The sequence below is a fragment of the Rhizobium sp. 01L410 genome (assembly GCF_056400165.1).
The window spans coordinates 510,948-529,155 of record NZ_JBFTST010000001.1 but is presented as its reverse complement, the minus strand read 5'-3'; the positions used below and the strand labels follow the sequence as shown (position 1 = coordinate 529,155).

The window sequence follows — 18,208 nt, the reverse complement described above, 5'->3', positions numbered from 1 at the left end:
TCCGGCCTGATCTTGCTGCTGATAATGCAAGTAAATCCGCTCAAATTTCGTCCACGCAAGTAACGACTCCGTAAGCCCGCTCTGGCAGTCTTCCCGGAGATTATTTTGCTTATTTCAGTTGGACATATCATGAGCCGTACGAAGGACGATTGGATCAATCAGCGTGCCTATGCCATCTGGGAGGAAGAGGGCCGCCCGCACGATCGGGGCGGTGCTCACTGGCAGCAGGCGATGGCGGAATACGAGCAGCTCGAACGAACGCGCGCATCGACCGACGGCAGTGAGCTGATCGACATGTTGCGCCGCACCGGCCGCCTGATGCGGGCTGCTGAAAACGACGCGTTTCGTGTCGTCCGGCCGGAACAGAAGCCGGTCCGCAAGATTGGTAAACGCGCCCAGATTTACAGCTCCAGCAGCGCATAGGCCTTGCCGGTCGGTTTTTCGATATGGGCGGCAACGTTATAGACTGGCGCCCCGCCAGGTGTGCGGCCCTCGTATGTGCCGCGATGGGCATGGCCGTGGACGACCGCATTGACCTTGAAGCGGTCGATGGTTTCCGCCAGACGCGAGGATCCGAGGAACGGGTAGATCTCCAGCGGCTCGCCGACGACGGTTTCGGCGATCGGCGCGTAGTGGAGGATCACCATCGATCTGTCGGCGCGCACCTGGCGCATGGCATTTTCAAGCCGCATCGATTCCTCGACGCTTTCGGCGACCATCGCCTTGATGGCGTTCTCGCCGAAGGAGCCGAGCATATGCCGGCCGAAGCCGCCGGCAAAACCTTTGACGCCGACGAAGCCGACGCCCGCTATCTCCGCCGCCTGGCCGTTCAGCAGTTTCACCCCGGCATCGGTCAGGATCTGGGTCACGTCCTCGACAGACCCGCTTTCGTGGTCATGGTTGCCGAGAACGGCAACGACGGGAACCGTGCAGCTGCGCAGATCGGCAGCGAGAAGCTCAGCCTCCTTGGGCTTGCCGAGATCGGTGAGGTCTCCTGCCATGACGAGAACATCGGCAACACCGGAGACCTCGGCAAAAAGCTCCTTGTAGGATTTGGCGCCGTCTTCCTTCACATGCAGGTCGGCGACGGCGGCGACGCGGATCTTCTTTCTCGTCTCAGCCATCGGCTTCCTCCCATTCGCCGCGCGGCTGTCCCTCGCCACCGACATCGGCAAAACCCCATTCCTTGACGTCGATCTCGAAATCGACGCGCGAATACATCCGTCCGCGGCAGATGCGCATCTGCGGCAGCGGCAGCTCGCGCTGGGCCGCAAGGCGCTCCAGCAGCTCGTCGATCAGCCATTGCGGGATCTTGTCGCGCTCGGTCGGGTAGATCCACCGGAAGTTCAGGATGGCAATCAGCAGCACTTCCCAGTGCACTTCCATATAGCCAAGCAGCTTGCGCCAATCGATCTTGTCGTGGGCGCGCAGGATCACATGGGCAATATCTGCGCCGTCATAGCGGTGGCGCAGCTGTACGAAGAATTTCGACCAAAGCAGCTCTGTCGGGCTGATGATCCAGACCGGACAACCGCACATCTCCACCTGACGCGCATCCTTGAACCAGTCGTCGCCGACAGGCATCGTGCCGTTGGACGATGCAAAAATGACATCGAAGAAATGCTTGCCCTTGAAGACCTTGCCGAGCCAGCGCTCATCCTCGACTTCGACGGCGTAACCCTTGTCTTTGAAATGCCCAAGGATGCGGCCGTAGTCACCGGCCTTGCAGAAGATGTCGAAATCCTTCGTCTGCCGCTGGATGCCGGTGTAGGCGCAGACAGCATAGGTACCGGCGACCAGAAACGGGATCTTGCAATCGACAAGCTCACGCACGGCTTCAGCGACGAACGGTTCGGCATCCGGGTCAATCAGCTGCGGAACCGCCCGCGCTTTCATCATCGCGGCATTCGGCTTGGCCTTCTTGCTGGCTGCGGTCGTGGCGTTCATCGTCCATTCTTTCGTCAGAGACTGCCGTTCGCGAGCCGCATGACCGGGTCGGGATCGATTACATCACCTGCTCGAGACGCACAGGCGGACGGCGCTTGGCGGCCATCAGAAGATCGAGTTCGATCGAGGACGGGCCGAAGCGCACGAACAAATCTTCGGCCTGATCGTCTTCAAGGCCGTATTTCTTGGCAAATTCCGGAAGGCTATACGGGCGGCCGCGCAAAGTACGGCCACGGCGCTCGGTTTCTCGGATCTGTGTCATAAGGTATTCTCCCCAGGCTCGTTGAGGATGAAGAACCGATAAAACGCTTAAAAGTTCCGCTTTTTGGAAACGTGAAGGTTTTGGTTGTGCCGCGGAGACGATGGCCTGCGGCGTTCCGAAACATGCCAGACATCGCTATGGAAACGCTCCGGTCACGAAAAAATATCCGCCATTCAACGGATCGTTTGCTTTCAATGTCAGCGCTTTACCCTTATCTTGGGGCATCCTTGTCGATATCATAGGCTCCTTTTGTTAGTCGAAATCATTATCGTGGTCCTGCTTACCGTTCTGAACGGTGTGCTCGCCATGTCCGAACTTGCTGTCGTTTCTTCCCGCCCTGCCCGTCTTAAAGTTCTCGCCGATCACGGCAGCCTGGGGGCCACCCAGGCCATCAGACTTGCCGAAAATCCCGGACGCTTCCTGTCCACCGTGCAGATCGGCATCACCCTCGTCGGCGTGCTTTCGGGCGCCTTTTCCGGCGCCACGCTCGGGGGACGCCTGACGCAGTGGCTGTCGGAGCAGGGCGTTGGCCCGGCGCTGTCGGATGCGCTCGGCGTCGGTACCGTGGTCGTCGCCATCACCTACCTGTCGCTGATCGTCGGCGAACTTGTGCCGAAGCAGATCGCGCTGCGCGAACCGGAAGCGGTTGCCGCCAAGGTGGCGCCTGCCATGGTCGTGTTGTCCAAATTTGCGCTGCCGCTCGTCTGGCTGCTCGATGCATCGGGCAAGCTGGTGCTGAAGCTGCTTGGCCAGTCCGGCAAGGTTAGCGACGGCGTGACCGACGAAGAGATTAAGACGGTTCTTGCCGAAGCGCAGAGTGCCGGCGTGATCGAAAGCGAAGAATCGGCGATGATTTCGGGCGTCATGCGCCTTGCCGACCGCACGGCCCGCGCCCTGATGACGCCGCGCCGCGATGTCGAGGTCGTCGATGTCGATGACACTCCGGAAGAAATCCGCACCCTGCTGCATGCGACGCGCCGCTCGCGTCTGCCGGTTCGCCGTGGCAGCTCGGACGAAGTCTTCGGTGTCCTGTTCGTCAAGGACTATTACGACGCCATGAATGCGAATGGCCACGCCGACATCCAGGCGCTGGCTCACGAAGTTCCGGTCATTTCGGATCTGTCGACCGCAACGCATGCGATCCAGGCGATCCGCAAATCGCCCGTTCACATGGTTCTCGTCTATGACGAATACGGCCATTTCGAAGGCGTTATCTCGTCGGGCGATATCATGGAAGCGATCATGGGCGCGCTGCTGGAAGGTCCTTCGGAAGAACAGGCAATCGTTCGCCGCACCGATGGCTCCTATCTGGTATCCGGCTGGACACCGATCGACGAATTCGCCGAGTTCATGAGCTTCAAGCTCGACGACGACATCGAGTTCCAGACTGTCGCCGGTCTCATTCTCGAAGAGCTGAAGCACCTGCCGGAGCTCGGTGAGAGTTTCGTCAAGAATGGCTGGCGCTTCGAGGTCATCGACCTGGACGGTCGCCGCGTCGACAAGATTCTCGTGTCGGCCGAGGCCGATGAGGGAGAAGCACGGTCGGCGTGATGCCGGCCGCCTGTGGAAATCTTACCCGGCTTACGGTGCTGCTTCCCGTCTGCGCAAAAGGCAGCTAGGTTCCTGCAACCCTGAATGCAGGAAGCCTTGATGCAGGACATGCGGACATTGATTGCAAAGCCCGCCGCGGTGGCGATCGTGCTGTTTGCGCGCGCCATAACCGCGGTGCGTGCCATCTGGTCGAGCGAAGGCCTGCCGCCACGGCGCTGCGTCTATTTTGCCAATCACTCCAGTCATGGCGATTTCATTCTCGTCTGGGCGGTGCTGCCGCCCAGAATGCGGGCCGAAACCCGGCCGGTGGCCGGTGCCGAATATTGGCTGAAATCCAGGCTCAGTACCTTCATCGGCCGCGATGTCTTCAATTCGGTGCTGATCCAGCGGGACCGCGAGAACCGGACGCAGGATCCGATTGCGCAGATGGCCGATGCCATCGACAGCGGCTCGTCGCTGATCATTTTCCCAGAGGGCACGCGAAACCAGACCGAAGAACAGCTGCTGCCGTTCAAGAGTGGCATCTTTCATCTCGCCGAAGCGCGGCCGGATATCGATTTCGTGCCGGTCTGGATCAATAATCTGAACCGCGTCATGCCGAAGGGAGAAATCGTGCCGATACCGCTGATCTGCACCGTGACGTTCGGCAGCCCGATGCAGCTGGAGAGAGGCGAGACGAAGGAAGATTTTCTTGAGCGTCTGCGCGCCGCGATGCTGGCGCTGTCGCCGAAAACGGCCGGAGCTGGCGAATGAACGGGGCGCAACACGATTTGATCACCCTGGTTCTCGGCATTTTCGGTGTGCTGATCCTGGCATCCGCCATCGGCTATGTGCTGCACCGCAAGCTGTCGCCCGACGGTTCCAATAGCGCCATCGAAAACCTCAATGCCCGCATCAAGGCCTGGTGGATCATGGTGATCTTCATCGGCGTCGCCTTTCTGGCCGGGCGGGCAGGGGTCATTATTCTCTTCGCCTTCTGCTCCTTTGCGGCGCTACGTGAATTCATCACGCTGACCAATACCAAGCGGGCCGACCATTGGGCGCTCGCCTCGGCCTTCTTCGTCGTTCTGCCGATCCAGTATTATCTGCTCTGGGCCGAGGAATACGGCATCTATTCGATCTTCGTGCCGGTTTATGCGTTCCTGCTGATGCCGATCATCTCGGTGTTGCGCGGCGATACCGAGCGCTTCCTGATCCGCATCGCGGAAGTCCAATGGGCGCTGATGATCTGCGTCTTCTGCGCCTCGCATGTGCCGGCGCTGCTGACGCTGACGATCCCCGGATATGAAGGCCGCAACGTCCTGCTGATCGCCTTCCTCGTTATCGTCGTGCAGCTGTCCGATGTGCTGCAATATGTCTGGGGCAAGCTCTTTGGCCGCACCAAGATTGCGCCGAAACTCTCGCCCTCAAAGACCGTCGAAGGCTTCATCGGCGGCATCGCCAGTGCCACGCTGATTGGTGCGTCGCTCTGGTGGATCACCCCGTTCACGCCCTTCCAGGCGGGCCTCCTGGCGCTCATCATCACCCTGATGGGCTTCTTCGGCGGGCTCGTCATGTCGGCGATCAAGCGCGACCGCGGCGTCAAGGATTGGGGCCACATCATCGAGGGCCACGGTGGCCTGATCGACCGGCTCGATTCCGTCGTCTTCTCGGCGCCGATCTTCTTCCATCTCGTTCGTTACTGGTGGTCGCTGACATGAGCGGCCTCGTCGCGCGGCTTGGCCGAAGCAGCGCCGTGCATGTCGCCTTCGCCTTTCTCGCCATGGGCAGCTGGGCGCTCTTCGCCAACCGTTCCTATCCCTTGCCGGCCATGCTGATGGCAGGCGCCGTGCAGGGCATGCTTTCCGCCTGTCTGACGTTGTTTCTGAAACGGGCGGTCGAGGCACTGTCCAATCTGTTTTCCGGTGGCGTCCGTCTCGTCGCGCCGCCGCTGATTGCCTGCCTGGGATCGGCGACCATTCTTGTCGCCTTCCATATGCTGAGCGGCACGCCCGAAATCCTGAACACCATCGCCGTGCCGCTTGCCGTTTCCACCAGCTATGCGGCGATCTACAATTATTCGATCTCAAGAGGGAGAACTGCGCCGTGACCGAGGCCGGAGACCGCCGTCCGCTGACGAGCCGCAATACATGGTGGGCGCAGGCAATCGCCCGTTGGCTGGCGCAAAAGTCGGTGACGCCGAACCAGATTTCGCAGGCGAGCATCGTGGCCGCGGCGCTGGCCGGACTGTTCTTTTATTTCGCCGGACAGGACATTGGCACAGCCCGGATCATCTTCCTTCTCCTCGCAGCCCTTTCCTGCCAACTGCGTCTGCTCTGCAATCTGTTCGACGGCATGGTCGCGGTCGAGGGCGGCAAGGCTGCGGCCGACGGTCCCTTCTGGAACGAGTTTCCGGATCGCGCCGCCGATATCCTGATTTTCGCAGGCATTGGCCTCGGCATCGGCTTTGCCGGCCTTGGCTGGGCGGCGGCCGCTTTTGCGGTTCTCACCGCCTATGTCCGCGAGCTTGGCCGTGCCTGCGGGCAAGGCGCCGATTTCTCCGGCCCGATGGCCAAGCAGCACCGCATGGCAACCGTCACGGCGGCAGCCGTCCTGTCGATCTTCGAACCACTGCTCGGCCTGCACAACGATGTTCTGTGGGCCGCGCTCTGGATCGTGGCCGTCGGCGCGGCAATCACCGCGCTGCGGCGCGGCCGCAACCTCGTTCAGGCAATGAAGCGCGGCGGCTGACGCGTCAGTCCTTTGACAGCAAGGCCATGACGGCAGCGCGATCAGGTGCGCCGAGGCGACCGCCGAAGACCGTGCATTTGAGCGCGGCGGCAGCCGAACCCAGCCGGATCGCATCTTCGGGCCTGACGCCCTCGGCAATCGCCAGGGCATAGCTTCCGTGGAAAACATCGCCCGCCGCCAGCGTATCGATGGCCTTCACCCGAAAGGCTGGAACATGAGCGACGGCGTCTTCCTGCTGATTCCACCAATAGCAGCCGCGTTCTCCTGCAGTCACGGCGATCAGGGCATGCGGATAGCGCTCGCGAAGGATCGGCACCATTGCGGCAGGGTCGTCGCATGAGCAGAGCAGACGTGCGGCGGGTTCCGAGAAAAGCAGATGATCGCCCTCTTTCGCCAGCATATCCAGCGTTTCTGCAGGCGCAACGTCGCCGTCGAGGATGGCGGGTTTGCCGGCCTGGCAGGCTGCCTGAAGTACCTTTTTGGCCAGCCCGGGCCAACGCACATCCACCATGACCGCATCGAAGATTGAGAGATCGGGGGGCGTCACATCGCGCACTACCTCGTGCAGCCGCTTGTCGTAGAAGGGAACGATGAGCCGCTCGCCATCATCGTCGATGAGAATACTTGAGACTGCGGAGCGTGCGCCCGGTACGAGCGTCATCCCTTCCACGTTTATGCCTGCCTGCTGCAGATCGGAGATGATCTGATGCCCGGCGGGGTCATCGCCGGCGGCGGCCCAGAGGCTTGCCATGCCGCCCAGCCTGACAATCGCATAGGCGGCGCTTGAGGCCATACCCTCGGCAACCTGCAGCATTTCGTAGGGAAGCACCTTGCCCGGCTTCTCCGGGATCGATCGCACCCTGAACAGCGTGTCGAGTACTGCTGCGCCAACGCAAAGCACATGGCGCTGGCCGGTGAATGGAGGAGATGACAGGTTCAAGGCTGCGGTCACTCGTTTGGTTGAATTGTCCTGCCTAGCCGCCCTTGACCGCGCCTGAGGTCAATCCGGCAACGATCTGTCTCTGCGCAAACATCGTCAGCACCAGCACCGGCAAGGTGACGATCAGCGCGGCCGCGGCCAGCGGCCCCCAGCTCACCTGCTCGAAGGACAGCATGTTATAGACCGCAACCGGAAGCGTTCTCGTTTCGCGGCTTGCGAGCACGATACCGAAGACGAAGTTGTTCCACGAGAAGATCACGGACAGGATGAAGGCGACGACGATGCCGGGCCTGGCGATCGGCAGCGCCACCAGGCGGAACACCTGCCAGGCCGTCGCGCCATCGATGCTGGCTGCCTCCTCCAGCTCCTTTGGCGTCGTCTCGAAATACCCGATCATGATCCAGACAACGATCGGCACGGTGACCACGAGATGGATGATGATCTGCGGCCAGAGCGTCCCGAGCAGGTTCAGCCATTGAAACAACAGGAACAGTGGGATGAGGAAGGAAAGACCCGGCGTCATGCGGGCGATCATGATCACCATCGCCGAGCGCTCCGCCTTGAGCCGGGCGATGCCGTAGCCGGCGGGAACGCCGATCAGAAGGGCCAGCAATGTCGCGCCGCCGGTAACCAGGATCGAATTCCAGAAATACAGGAAGAAATTGTTCTCCTGAAACACCTGAAGATAGTTCGACCAGGCGAAGCGTTCCGGGATCAGGATTGGCGGATAGGCGCCGTTGTCGATTTCGTATTTCAGCGATAACGAGATCATCCAGAGGAAGAACAGGATGACCGGCGAGACCATCACCAGAGCGACGAAGAAAAGGCCGATGCGGTCGAGCGTCTTGCGCTTCATCATCGTGTCTCCGTATCCGACCAGTTGGCGCGCTGACGGACCATCATCAAAACGAAGGACAGGACGACGATGATGACGAAGAAGATCACTGCCATCGCCGAAGCGTATCCGATGTCGTAGTAGGAGAAGGCGGTGTTGTAGAGATAGATGTTGATCGTCTCCGACGCCGTGCCGGGCCCGCCCTGCGTCATCGCATAGATGATGTCGAAGCTCTTGACGGCGTCGATCGAGCGGATGATGACGCCGATCATCAGGAAGGGCGCAATCATCGGAAGCGTCAGATAGCGGAATTTCTGCCAGACATTGGCGCCGTCGATCTCGGCACTTTCATAGGGTTCGCGCGGCACGGCGGCCAGACCACCAAGCACGATCAGCATGATCAGCGGTGTCCACTGCCAGGTCTCGACCAGCACCAGCGAAGGAATGACGCTCTTCTGGTTGTAGATCCATTCCTGCGGACCGATGCCAGCGAGCGACAGAAGATAATTGAGCACACCGAGCTGCGGATGGAACATCATGGTCCAGACGAGCGCAATAGCAACAGGCGTCGCCATCATCGGCATGACGAAAATGCCGCGCAGCAGGCCTCGGAGCGGAAATTGCGCGTCGAAGATCAGTGCGGCCAGTGTTCCGAAGAACAGGGGGGCGACGACGGCAAGCAGCGTGTAAACAGCCGTGTGCCAGAGCGACTCCCAGAAACGGAAGTCGGTGAACAGCCGGATATAATTGTCCAGGCCGGCAAAGACGACGGCCTGGCCAAGTGTCCAGCTATTCACGCTCATCCACAGCGTGAAAACCCACGGAAAGACGATGACCGCGGCAATGACGATCAGTGCCGGGATCACGAAGGGCCAATAGTTCGGAGCAAGCCTGTTCGGCTTGCTCCTCGCTTTTGCGTCACGTCCGCTCCGCGCGGTTTCCATGCTCACGGATGCCATTATCCCTCGCTTCGTGCCAGGACCGGTTCGAACTGCGCGGTTGCCGTCTTCAGCTCGGCCGCCGGATCGGCGCCGCCGATCATGTTGGTGAGGCCGACGCCATAGATGTCGCGGAACTCGGTGACCGGAATGATGACCGGCAGGGCGAGCTGCGAAACCTTGGCGGAGCCTGCAACGGCATCGACCCAGGCGCTCGGCATCTTGACGCCTTCGCGAACCTTCGGATCCTCGAGCACGGAGTTGCGGAACGGAACGCCGGCACCGGCCTGGAGCAGGCGGGCACCCATTTCCTTGGAGATCACCCACTGGCAGAAGAGGTAGGCGGCTTCCTTGTTCTTGCTGGCGGCAACAACACCGATGCCGTCGCCCGTCGTCGCCGCTGCCTGCGCCTTCGGGCCTTTCGGCATGACCCCGTAGCCGACCTTGCCGACGACGCGGGACTTTTCCGGGTTTTCGATCGGCGGTGCGAAGCCGACGCCATCGAGCCACATGCCGATCTTGCCCTGCAGGAAGGCAGACTGCGCTTCGGCCCAGTTGAAGCCCGAGACCCCGACCGGCGCTGCGTTCGTCATCAGCTGCTGGTACATCTTGGCGGCAGCCACGGCTTCGTCGGAGGTCGTCCGCAGCTTGCCGTCCGGGCCGAGCGGCGTCGTGCCGTAGCCCAGCATCAGTGTCGTCCAGACCGGTACGTTGGCATTCTTCAAGCCGCGGGCGACGAAACCATAAGTGTTGCTGCTCTTGTCGGTCAGGGCTTCGGCAGCGCTGACCATCTCCTCGAAGGTCGCCGGATAGGACAGGCCCTTTTTCTCGAAGAGTTCCTTGTTCCAGTAGACGATCCAGTAATCGACCGAGAAGGGCAGTGAGCGCAGCTTACCCTCGGAATCCTTGGCGAAGGTCATGCCGGCCTCGGCAAAATCGCTTTCCACCAGCGATGGGTCGGTAAGCGAGGGATCCTTGAGGAAGCCGCTGATATCGGCCAGCCAGCCGCCCTTTTCGAACTGGCGCTTCTGGACATGGTAGCTGAGGTGGACGACGTCGAAGCTCGGCTTGCCGGAGCTGAGTTCGATGGTGGTCTTCTGGCGCTGCTGCTGCTCGGGCGTCGCCTCGGCATTGACCTTGATGCCGGTCAGTGTCTCGAATTCGCTGAGATATTTCAGGATCGTTTCGCTGCGCGGGCTCTTGACCAGGTTGACCTCGAGCGTCGTTCCCGCGAAGCGCTTCCAGTCGACCGCCGCCGAGGCCGGCTTGACGCCCAGGATGCCGACTGCTCCGACCGCGGCAGATCCCGCCAGAAAGCTCCGGCGGGTGGGATTGATGAATGAAGATGCCATGCTGTTTCTCCTCCTCCTTTGTGCCCTGCGATCTCCTCACCGCGGGCGATCGTCTATAGTCTCAGCGCACGGCTTCGCGCGTGATTGATATGTGCGGCGAGGGCATTGACCGCCTCGTCCACATTGCGCCGTTCGATGGCCTCCAGCACCTTGAGGTGCTCGCCCATGACAGGACCGACGCGGCCGTCGATGCGGAAGCGCTCCTGGCTGATCAGGCGCATCTTGATCGAGTTGACGCGGTAGGCGTTGGAAATGATCGTGTTGCCGAGCGCGTCGATAAAGGCGTCGTGCATGCCCCAGTCGACCGCTTGGGCATGGACTTCGAGCTCATGCGATGCGTTGCCGCCCTCGATTGCCGCGACGATGTCGCGATGCTCGGCGAGCATGGCCGCAACGGTCGCGTCGGTGGCCGTCTGCGTGAACAGGGCGACGGCCTCCTTCTCAAGAAACAGGCGAAGCTGGAACGCTTCGCGGATCAGGTTGAGGTCGATATGGGCAATCTGCAGGCCGCGCTGCGGCACCGTCTTGATCAGCCCCTCCGCCTCCAGACGCGGGATGAGCTCCCTGATGGCGCCGAGCGTCAGTCCCGTGAGTTCGACCAGCCGGCGTTGGGAGACGAATTGCCCGGGACGGACGTCGCGCGCCAGCAGATGCCGGGTAAAGCTCTCATAGGCTTTCTCCCGTAGCGTCGGCTGCTCGTCGGCTCCATCCATGGGCTTCTCCTCGTACATTCCGCTCAGGCCGCCTTGGTGCGAAACAGGCTTTCGAAGGCAGAAGCGAGTTCGCGTCTGCCGCCGGCCGAGATTGACGTCAAAGGCGGACGGACTGCAAGCCATGTTTCATCGTTCGTCATGGTTGCCACCATGACTTTTACGGCGGGCGTCACGGGATGCTTCAGGAGCTCTGCAACGAAACGTTCGACGCGCGTATCGTCCTTACCATCGACCGCCATGGCGCGGACCTCGAGCGGCGCGAAATTCGCCATGCCCGAAATCGCTCCCTGGCCGCCCAGCCGCACGCCCTTGGCGAGATGGCGCTCGTCGCCGATCAGTATGATCAGGTCGCCATGGGTCTTCAACAACGTTTCGGTATAGGGCCAGTCGCCGGATGAATCCTTGACGCCAGTGACGATCGCCGGGAAGGCAGTCCTGAGGCGGCCGATCAGATCGATGCTGAGGGCAACCATTGTCACCGAAGGAATGTTGTAGACCAGCACATCGCGGGCTTTGTCGCCCACCTGCGCGAAGACGTCGGCATACCAGGCAAAAAGCCCGTCGTCGCTGACGTTCTTGAAGTAGGACGGCGGGGCAAGCAAGATGTTGCGCACGCCTTTCGAGAGCGCCTGCGCCATCTGATGGGCGGCATCCTCGGCGGCATCGACAAGCACACCGGCAACGATCTGCGACGGTTCGATCCCTGCTTCGATGAAGGCATCGAGGATCCGTGCGCGCTCTTGGGTGCCGATCGAGGCGCCTTCGCCGGTCGTGCCGAACAGCGTGACGCTGGCGCAGCCGGCTGCGAGACTCCGCCTCGCCTGCTTCACCATGACATCGGCCGCAATCGCGCCACTGCTTTTGAAAGGCGTCGCCAGAGCGACCGACAAACCAAATCCCGCCACCGTTTTCTCTCCTGAAGTCAGTAATCAGAGAGCTAACATGTTAGTAATTTACTGTAAACCTGTTTGTTGTGGATGGGTGCCGGGCATGAAGCGGCTTTTGACGGGCCGATAGGGCGCCTGCGGAAAAAAGATTGATCCGGTGCGCGTGCCCCCTTACTCGATAGGTGAGAGACAAGGATTTCCGCGATGACCGAAACCGACCCGGCCTCCGTTCCCGAGCGCAAGCGCGGCTCAGGCGTGAAGATGGTCTACGAGCTGCTGCGCGACGAGATCCTCGATCTGGTGCTGCCGCCGGGTAGCCCGATCGACGAAGTGCAGCTTGCCGAGCGCTTCAAGATGTCGCGTACGCCGATCCGCGAGGCGCTCGTCCGGCTTTCCGGCGAGGGGCTGATCGATACGCTGCCGAATCGCTCGACGATGGTGGCAAATATCGACTTTCTCAACATGCACACCTTCTTCGATGCCCTGGTGCTGATGTACCGGGTGACGACGCGGCTTGCCGCGCAATATCATCGCCCTGAGGACCTGAGGGCGATCCGCGCCGAGCAGGCCCGCTTTACGGCTGCCGCAGAGGCCGGCGATGCGCTGGCGATGATCGCCACCAATGCGGCGTTGCATGCGGCAATCGCCGAGGCCGGACGCAACCCCTATTATATCAGCCTGTTCAACCGGCTGCTCGACGAGGGCCGCCGTATCCTGAGGCTCTATTACCAGTCCTACGGCGACCGCCTGCCGCAGCAATTCGTCGACGAGCACGAGGACATGATCGCGGCGATCGAGGCGCGGGATATCGATGCCGCCGACAGGCTGGCGAAGGCGCATGCCGAGCAGATCGTTGCGCAGATCCAGGCATTGTTCTCGCGGAACCAGAGGCACGATATCGATTTGTGAGACGTCGGCAATTTCTTGTCGACAAATAAAATACAAAGTGCTAAATGATATATCAGAGCTTGAGGCGCTGATAGGTCCGTGCCCGTGCTGCCCCGATCATTCGCTATCCGCTGAAGGAGTTTGACATGAAGGCCAAGATCTTTTCCGGCGTCATCCCGGCGCTCATGACCCCCTGCAAGAAGGACCGGACCCCGGACTTCGACGCGCTGGTGCGCAAGGGCAAGCAGCTGATCGCCGACGGCATGTCGGCCGTCGTCTATTGCGGCTCCATGGGTGACTGGCCGCTGCTCAGCGACGAGCAGCGCATGGAAGGCGTCGAGCGCCTGGTCAAGGCCGGCATTCCCGTCATCGTCGGCACCGGTGCGGTGAACACCGCCTCGGCCGTTGCCCATGCGGCGCACGCCCAGAAGGTCGGCGCCCACGGCCTGATGGTCATCCCGCGCGTGCTCTCGCGCGGCTCGGTCATCGCCGCCCAGAAGGCGCACTTCAAGGCGATCCTCTCGGCAGCCCCGGATCTTCCGGCCGTCATCTACAACAGCCCCTATTACGGCTTCGCCACCCGCGCCGAACTGTTCTTCGCGTTGCGCGCCGAGCATTCCAACCTCGTCGGCTTCAAGGAATTCGGCGGTCCGGCAGACATGCGCTATGCGGCCGAAAACATCACCAGCCGCGATGACGGCGTTTCGCTGATGATCGGTGTCGACACCGCGGTCTTCCACGGCTTCGTCAACTGCGGCGCCACCGGCGCCATCACCGGCATCGGCAACGTCCTGCCGAAGGAAGTCATCACGCTCTGCAACCTGTCACAGGCGGCTGCGAAGGGCGACGTCGATGCGCGTCAGCGGGCTCTGGAGCTGGAACAGGCTCTCGCCGTCCTCTCCTCCTTCGATGAAGGTCCGGATCTCGTCTTGTTCTTCAAGCATATGATGGTGCTGAAGGGCGACGAGGAATACACGCTGCATTTCAACGAGAGCGACACCCTCAACGACAGCCAGCGCGGCTATGTCGAGATCCAGTTCAAGCTGTTCAACAGCTGGTACGGCGAGTGGAGCAAGCTTCCGGGCGCGGTTGCAAAGTATAAGGCTTGAGACTTTTCTAGGTCTGAGTTTTGAGGCGGCTGGAGGCAACTCCGGCCGCTTTTGTTTTGAGCGGTTGTCTTTACGTCTCCCTCATTCCTGTGCTCCTACAGGAATCCAGTCACCGCGCGTCTGCGCGGTGGGAAGAGTCTTTTCGGCCCAAGGGCTTGGGGCTGGCTGGATCCCTGTGACAAGCACAGGGATGAGGGGAGTTTGCGGAGCGCTGCCCGCTTCAATATGCCAAGTCGGCGTTGGCGGTGAAGTACAGGCGTCGCCTACTCACCCAACAGAATCCAACCCCAGCGTCAGCTGCCGGTCCAGCTGCTCTATCTCCGCCTTCGTCAACACAATCCCCTCAGCAAGCGACTTAACCCGCGCCGTATAGCGGCGCTGCGAGGGGAGACGGGCACCCTGGCCGGCGATCGCTTCGAAGAGAACTTCGGCGCGGGCGAACGGATCTCCGGCGCGGCCTGATGCAAAGGCCTGTGGCGAGAACGCAAGCACCAGTTCGCCGTGGCGCGGCGCCAGGGTCGTGGTGCCGAGATAGTCGAGCACTTCGGGGCTGGTGAGGTCGCCGATCATGATACCGGCCAGCAGTTCGACCATTGTGCTGATCGCCGAACCCTTATGGCCGCCGAAGGGCAGCATGGCGCCGGCGAGTGCGGCTTCAGGCTCGATCGTCGGTTCGCCATCGGCGTCGATCGCCCATCCCTCCGGCAGTTTCTTGCCGGCGCGGCGGTGAAGCTCGATCTCGCCACGGGCGGCGACCGAGGTGGCGAAATCATAGACGTAGGGCGTCTTGTCCGGGCGCGGCCAGCCGAAGGCGAGCGGATTGGTGCCGAGCAGCGGCTTGTTGCCGCCAGCCGGCGCCACCGTTGCGTAGCTCGGGCACATGACGATTGCTGCGAGGCCTTCGGCTGCGACAGCCTCGACCTCGGGCCAGAGAGCCGAGAAATGCGTGCAGTCGTTGATAACGAGCGCCGCGAGGCCGGAGGCGCGGGCACGTTCTGCCAGCAGCGGCAGACCAAGCTCGAAGGCCGGATTGGCAAAGCCGCCCTTGGCGTCCACCTTGACGATCGCCGAGCCATCAGGCTGGGCGAGTACCTCAGGCACGGCATCGGGTGTCACCTTGCCGGCCTTGATGGTGCGCAGCACGCCCTCGATGCGGTAGATTCCGTGCGATTTGCAGGCGTCGCGTTCGCCTGCGGTGATGACACGGGCGACCGCCTCGGCCTGGACGCCGTTCATGCCGGCCTTCCTGAAAATGGCGACGACGCGTGCCTGCAGTTCACCGGCCGTGAAAATCGAAGTGTCAGTCATCAATGCGGCTCCTCAGCCCTTGGCCCCGAGTTGCTGATCGACCAGCGCCAGCCAATAGTTGACCCCGTGGATGATCGCCTCGTCGTTGAAATCATAGGCGGGGTTGTGCAGGTCCGCACTATCGCCGTTGCCGAGCCAGATGAAGGCGCCGGGGCGCTTCTCCAGCATGTAGGAGAAATCTTCCGAGCCCATGGTCTGCGGGTAGTCGTCGTTCACGCGCCCCTTGCCGGCCACGCGTTCGGCTGCGGCGACCGCGACCCGGGTCTTTGCCACATCGTTGACGGTGACCGGGTAGCCGGGGCGCCAGTCGATCTGGGCCTCGGCGGAAAACACCTTGGCGGTCATCGTCACCACCTCGCGGAAGCGCGCTTCGACGGCCTTGCGCGTCTGCGGCTGCATCGTGCGGATGGTGCCGCCGATCTGGACGGCCGCCGGGATGACGTTGAGCGCCCGGTCATTGCCGCCGTTAACATAGGTGATCGACAGAACCACCGGATCGAACGGATCGATGAAGCGCGAGGTGATCGACTGCAGCGCGGTGATCATATGCGCCATGACGATGACCGGGTCGTGGCTGAGATGTGGCGAGGCTGCGTGGCCACCTTTGCCGTTGATGGTGATGATGAAACGGTCGCCGCCTGCCATGATCGGGCCGCTGCGGATGGCAAAGGAGCCGACAGCAAGGCCGGGCTCGTTATGCATGCCATAGACTTCCTCGATGCCGAAGCGTTCGAGCACGCCTTCCTCGATCATTACCCGGCCGCCGCCGCCGCCCTCTTCTGCCGGCTGGAAGATCAGCACGGCCTTGCCGGCGAAGTTGCGCGTTTCGGCGAGATGTTTGGCGGTGGCGAGCAGCATGGCAGTGTGACCGTCATGGCCGCAGGCATGCATCATGTTCTCGACTTTCGAGGCATGCGGCAGGTTGGTCTGTTCCGACATCGGCAGCGCATCCATGTCGCAGCGCAACGCGATCGTCTTGCCGGCGCCGAGCTTGCCGTTGATGACGGCGACAACGCCCGATTTCGCCAGACCGCTGACAACTTCGTCGCAGCCGAAGGATGTCAGCTTGTCGATGACGAGCGCCGACGTGACGGGCAGGTCGAAAAGCAGTTCCGGATGCTGATGAATGGTGCGGCGCCAGCCCTTTGCCTCTTCGGCAAGGGCGGCGAGGGACGGATCGGATGTCATGGAGCCTCCAGGAAACGCATTCGCTTGACTGTCAGCAAGGGCATAGCCCGGCATCAGGCCGTTTTCCAGAACGCAGTCAATTAAAGCTGGACTTTTTCGCCATCTCACCCAATTGGGGGCGGCAGAATCGTTATGAATAATCAATTCTATTCTGATCGGCGGATGGGACAATCGATGTATCGCGAAGAAACAATTCCGGGACTTGTCATAAAGCTCGTCTCGGTTGCCAATAAAGTGACCGATCTTTCCGATGTGGGAAAGAGAGATCTGGTGAAGGATACCGTCTCCCGGGTTGAGACCATCTGCGAATTGCTTGATGACGACCAGGACAATCTCCGCGTGATCGCGGATGAGTTGTGGGATGCTGTGGTCGATCTTGGTGCCGGCAAGAGCACAAACGACCAGCTGCGCGCAGCACTCCTGGGCCTCGCCGCCGCTGCCGCGGATCTGCATGGCGCCTCCAGGGATGGCGCTGCGGCATCGCCCGCGCAGGATGCGCCAGTTCGCATCATTCATTAGTCCTGTCTGCGCTCACCTGCATAAATTAGCGCCACCGAACGCTTGACATCGCGGCCGTTAAGGCCGAAGCCGCGAGCGGCATCGATTGTGCTGCTGGCGCGAGGAAATACCCGATAATGAAACCGAATTCAGCCACGGCCGCCGCCGGCAATATCGTCATGACCGGCATCGTCTTCATGCTGATCGGCGATCTGCTTTTCGCGCTCAATGACGCGATGGGCAAATGGCTGGTGGCGAGCTTTGCCGTCGGTCAGGTCTTGGTCATCCGCTCCCTCGGCGCTTTCTTCGTGCTCGGCCCGATGATCGTCCGCCAGGGTCCGCGGGCGCTTTTCAATGTGGAGCAGAAACGCCTGCAGCTGATGCGCGTCTGCATGGCCACATTTGACGTCGGGCTGTTCTATGCGGCCGTTGCCTATCTGCCGCTGGCCGACGTCATGACCTTCTATATGGCTGGGCCGATCTATGTTGCCGCACTTTCGCATTTCTTCCTCGGCGAGAAGATCGGCTGGCGGCGCTGGCTTGCTGTTTTCATCGGTTTCGTTGGTGTCGTAATCGCGTTGCGGCCATCGACGGCGATGCTTTCACTGCCATCGATCTTCGGTCTCGTCGGCAGCTTGGCCTTCGCGCTGACCCTCGTTATGAACCGCTATCTGCGCTCCACCAGCGATACGACGCTGGTGACGTGGCAGACGATCGCCGCCCTTGCAACCGGCATCGTGCTGGTCGTGCTAACCGGCGACTGGCGAAACGTGACGCTTATCGATCTCGGCGGCATGCTGCTCCTCGGCGTTGTCGCTACCTGCGCGCATCTGCTGATTACCCGCGCGCTGAAGCTGGCGCCCGCCTCGCTGCTGGCGCCGCTGCAGTATACTCTGCTGCTCTGGGCGATCGTGCTCGGCTACGTCTTTTTCAACGATGTGCCGGATACGCAGATCATTGTCGGCGCCGCTATCATCGTCTTCGCCGGGCTGTTCATCTTCCATCGCAAGAATATCAAGGGCACCGTGCCGGCCGAAGCCGTGCCGCCGGATGGGCACTAAC

Annotated in this window: 21 protein-coding genes; 10 read left to right on the top strand and 11 right to left on the bottom strand. The window is 61.5% G+C overall.

The genetic code is table 11. The features are described from left to right. Positions 1 to 129: 129 nt before the first annotated feature. Positions 130 to 423, top strand: coding sequence for a DUF2934 domain-containing protein (locus AC1DV9_RS02340; RefSeq protein WP_477945955.1), 294 nt, complete (start codon positions 130 to 132; stop codon positions 421 to 423). Here the strand turns inward: AC1DV9_RS02340 and AC1DV9_RS02335 are convergent. From AC1DV9_RS02335 to AC1DV9_RS02325, 3 genes are all read right to left on the bottom strand, one after another. Further along, positions 402 to 1,124, bottom strand: coding sequence for a metallophosphoesterase (locus AC1DV9_RS02335; RefSeq protein WP_112597236.1), 723 nt, complete (start codon positions 1,122 to 1,124; stop codon positions 402 to 404). The genes AC1DV9_RS02340 and AC1DV9_RS02335 overlap by 22 nt on opposite strands. Then, positions 1,117 to 1,896, bottom strand: coding sequence for a nucleotidyltransferase family protein (locus tag AC1DV9_RS02330; RefSeq protein WP_112444412.1), 780 nt, complete (start codon positions 1,894 to 1,896; stop codon positions 1,117 to 1,119). The genes AC1DV9_RS02335 and AC1DV9_RS02330 overlap by 8 nt, the downstream gene beginning before the upstream one ends. 109 nt (positions 1,897 to 2,005) lie before the next feature. Beyond that, complete coding sequence (locus AC1DV9_RS02325) at positions 2,006 to 2,209, bottom strand: hypothetical protein (RefSeq protein ID WP_112388708.1); 204 nt, start codon at positions 2,207 to 2,209, stop codon at positions 2,006 to 2,008. A gap of 249 nt (positions 2,210 to 2,458) precedes the next feature. On the opposite strand from AC1DV9_RS02325, the gene AC1DV9_RS02320 reads away from it, so the two are divergent. The 5 genes from AC1DV9_RS02320 to AC1DV9_RS02300 all read left to right on the top strand — a co-directional run bounded on the left by AC1DV9_RS02320 (position 2,459) and on the right by AC1DV9_RS02300 (position 6,490). Next, positions 2,459 to 3,760 carry a hemolysin family protein gene (locus AC1DV9_RS02320; protein ID WP_112514488.1) on the top strand — a complete coding sequence of 434 codons (1,302 nt, stop codon included), beginning with the start codon at positions 2,459 to 2,461 and terminating at the stop codon, positions 3,758 to 3,760. Between the two features lie 108 nt (positions 3,761 to 3,868). After that, on the top strand, positions 3,869 to 4,513 hold the full coding sequence (locus AC1DV9_RS02315; RefSeq protein WP_477946358.1) for a lysophospholipid acyltransferase family protein: 645 nt from the start codon (positions 3,869 to 3,871) through the stop codon (positions 4,511 to 4,513). Beyond that, positions 4,510 to 5,460: a phosphatidate cytidylyltransferase gene (locus AC1DV9_RS02310; protein ID WP_477945953.1), complete on the top strand. Its 951-nt coding sequence runs from the start codon at positions 4,510 to 4,512 to the stop codon at positions 5,458 to 5,460. Before AC1DV9_RS02315 ends, AC1DV9_RS02310 begins: the two co-directional genes overlap by 4 nt. Then, a complete protein-coding gene (locus tag AC1DV9_RS02305) occupies positions 5,457 to 5,849 on the top strand; it encodes a hypothetical protein (RefSeq protein WP_477945951.1) in 393 nt (130 codons plus the stop codon). The genes AC1DV9_RS02310 and AC1DV9_RS02305 overlap by 4 nt, the downstream gene beginning before the upstream one ends. Beyond that, positions 5,846 to 6,490, top strand: coding sequence for a CDP-alcohol phosphatidyltransferase family protein (locus tag AC1DV9_RS02300; RefSeq protein ID WP_477945949.1), 645 nt, complete (start codon positions 5,846 to 5,848; stop codon positions 6,488 to 6,490). The genes AC1DV9_RS02305 and AC1DV9_RS02300 overlap by 4 nt, the downstream gene beginning before the upstream one ends. A gap of 4 nt (positions 6,491 to 6,494) precedes the next feature. Here AC1DV9_RS02300 and AC1DV9_RS02295 read toward each other — a convergent pair whose 3' ends face one another. From AC1DV9_RS02295 to AC1DV9_RS02270, 6 genes are read right to left on the bottom strand one after another with little or no spacing between them, the layout of a single operon-like run. Continuing rightward, positions 6,495 to 7,442, bottom strand: a complete 948-nt coding sequence (locus AC1DV9_RS02295; protein ID WP_477945948.1) for a sugar kinase — start codon at positions 7,440 to 7,442, stop codon at positions 6,495 to 6,497. Positions 7,443 to 7,464: 22 nt separating this feature from the next. Further along, positions 7,465 to 8,286, bottom strand: a complete 822-nt coding sequence (locus AC1DV9_RS02290) for a carbohydrate ABC transporter permease (protein ID WP_162698697.1) — start codon at positions 8,284 to 8,286, stop codon at positions 7,465 to 7,467. Then, positions 8,286 to 9,224 (bottom strand): carbohydrate ABC transporter permease, encoded by a 939-nt coding sequence (locus AC1DV9_RS02285; RefSeq protein WP_112388703.1) that lies wholly within the window; start codon positions 9,222 to 9,224, stop codon positions 8,286 to 8,288. Before AC1DV9_RS02285 ends, AC1DV9_RS02290 begins: the two co-directional genes overlap by 1 nt. Then, positions 9,224 to 10,555: an ABC transporter substrate-binding protein gene (locus AC1DV9_RS02280; protein ID WP_477945946.1), complete on the bottom strand. Its 1,332-nt coding sequence runs from the start codon at positions 10,553 to 10,555 to the stop codon at positions 9,224 to 9,226. The genes AC1DV9_RS02285 and AC1DV9_RS02280 overlap by 1 nt, the downstream gene beginning before the upstream one ends. A gap of 53 nt (positions 10,556 to 10,608) precedes the next feature. Next, a complete protein-coding gene (locus tag AC1DV9_RS02275) occupies positions 10,609 to 11,268 on the bottom strand; it encodes a GntR family transcriptional regulator (protein ID WP_112515226.1) in 660 nt (219 codons plus the stop codon). A gap of 23 nt (positions 11,269 to 11,291) precedes the next feature. Further along, positions 11,292 to 12,173: a dihydrodipicolinate synthase family protein gene (locus AC1DV9_RS02270; RefSeq protein WP_477945944.1), complete on the bottom strand. Its 882-nt coding sequence runs from the start codon at positions 12,171 to 12,173 to the stop codon at positions 11,292 to 11,294. A gap of 186 nt (positions 12,174 to 12,359) precedes the next feature. On the opposite strand from AC1DV9_RS02270, the gene AC1DV9_RS02265 reads away from it, so the two are divergent. Beyond that, complete coding sequence (locus tag AC1DV9_RS02265; protein WP_477945942.1) at positions 12,360 to 13,064, top strand: GntR family transcriptional regulator; 705 nt, start codon at positions 12,360 to 12,362, stop codon at positions 13,062 to 13,064. Between the two features lie 125 nt (positions 13,065 to 13,189). Further along, positions 13,190 to 14,152, top strand: a complete 963-nt coding sequence (locus tag AC1DV9_RS02260; protein ID WP_477945940.1) for a dihydrodipicolinate synthase family protein — start codon at positions 13,190 to 13,192, stop codon at positions 14,150 to 14,152. A 267-nt stretch (positions 14,153 to 14,419) separates the two neighbouring features. Here AC1DV9_RS02260 and AC1DV9_RS02255 read toward each other — a convergent pair whose 3' ends face one another. After that, entirely contained in the window at positions 14,420 to 15,460 is a 1,041-nt protein-coding gene (locus AC1DV9_RS02255) for an Ldh family oxidoreductase (RefSeq protein ID WP_477945939.1), read from the bottom strand. 12 nt (positions 15,461 to 15,472) lie between these two features. Continuing rightward, positions 15,473 to 16,648, bottom strand: a complete 1,176-nt coding sequence (locus tag AC1DV9_RS02250; protein ID WP_477945937.1) for a M20 aminoacylase family protein — start codon at positions 16,646 to 16,648, stop codon at positions 15,473 to 15,475. 132 nt (positions 16,649 to 16,780) lie between these two features. On the opposite strand from AC1DV9_RS02250, the gene AC1DV9_RS02245 reads away from it, so the two are divergent. After that, the gene (locus AC1DV9_RS02245; RefSeq protein WP_477945935.1) at positions 16,781 to 17,167 is read left to right on the top strand and encodes a hypothetical protein; all 387 of its coding nucleotides are present in this window, start codon (positions 16,781 to 16,783) and stop codon (positions 17,165 to 17,167) included. A 116-nt stretch (positions 17,168 to 17,283) separates the two neighbouring features. Further along, the gene (locus AC1DV9_RS02240) at positions 17,284 to 18,207 is read left to right on the top strand and encodes a DMT family transporter (protein WP_477945933.1); all 924 of its coding nucleotides are present in this window, start codon (positions 17,284 to 17,286) and stop codon (positions 18,205 to 18,207) included. Position 18,208 lies beyond the last annotated feature (1 nt).

Coding starts and splice junctions, on each gene's coding strand:
- AC1DV9_RS02245 (WP_477945935.1), top strand. CDS start 16,781: ATGAATAATCAATTCTATTCTGATCGGCGGATGGGACAATCGATGTAT.
- AC1DV9_RS02260 (WP_477945940.1), top strand. CDS start 13,190: ATGAAGGCCAAGATCTTTTCCGGCGTCATCCCGGCGCTCATGACCCCC.
- AC1DV9_RS02285 (WP_112388703.1), bottom strand. CDS start 9,224: ATGGCATCCGTGAGCATGGAAACCGCGCGGAGCGGACGTGACGCAAAA.
- AC1DV9_RS02315 (WP_477946358.1), top strand. CDS start 3,869: ATGCGGACATTGATTGCAAAGCCCGCCGCGGTGGCGATCGTGCTGTTT.
- AC1DV9_RS02305 (WP_477945951.1), top strand. CDS start 5,457: ATGAGCGGCCTCGTCGCGCGGCTTGGCCGAAGCAGCGCCGTGCATGTC.
- AC1DV9_RS02325 (WP_112388708.1), bottom strand. CDS start 2,209: ATGACACAGATCCGAGAAACCGAGCGCCGTGGCCGTACTTTGCGCGGC.
- AC1DV9_RS02265 (WP_477945942.1), top strand. CDS start 12,360: ATGACCGAAACCGACCCGGCCTCCGTTCCCGAGCGCAAGCGCGGCTCA.
- AC1DV9_RS02250 (WP_477945937.1), bottom strand. CDS start 16,648: ATGACATCCGATCCGTCCCTCGCCGCCCTTGCCGAAGAGGCAAAGGGC.
- AC1DV9_RS02290 (WP_162698697.1), bottom strand. CDS start 8,286: ATGAAGCGCAAGACGCTCGACCGCATCGGCCTTTTCTTCGTCGCTCTG.
- AC1DV9_RS02335 (WP_112597236.1), bottom strand. CDS start 1,124: ATGGCTGAGACGAGAAAGAAGATCCGCGTCGCCGCCGTCGCCGACCTG.
- AC1DV9_RS02275 (WP_112515226.1), bottom strand. CDS start 11,268: ATGGATGGAGCCGACGAGCAGCCGACGCTACGGGAGAAAGCCTATGAG.
- AC1DV9_RS02255 (WP_477945939.1), bottom strand. CDS start 15,460: ATGACTGACACTTCGATTTTCACGGCCGGTGAACTGCAGGCACGCGTC.
- AC1DV9_RS02330 (WP_112444412.1), bottom strand. CDS start 1,896: ATGAAAGCGCGGGCGGTTCCGCAGCTGATTGACCCGGATGCCGAACCG.
- AC1DV9_RS02340 (WP_477945955.1), top strand. CDS start 130: ATGAGCCGTACGAAGGACGATTGGATCAATCAGCGTGCCTATGCCATC.
- AC1DV9_RS02280 (WP_477945946.1), bottom strand. CDS start 10,555: ATGGCATCTTCATTCATCAATCCCACCCGCCGGAGCTTTCTGGCGGGA.
- AC1DV9_RS02240 (WP_477945933.1), top strand. CDS start 17,284: ATGAAACCGAATTCAGCCACGGCCGCCGCCGGCAATATCGTCATGACC.
- AC1DV9_RS02310 (WP_477945953.1), top strand. CDS start 4,510: ATGAACGGGGCGCAACACGATTTGATCACCCTGGTTCTCGGCATTTTC.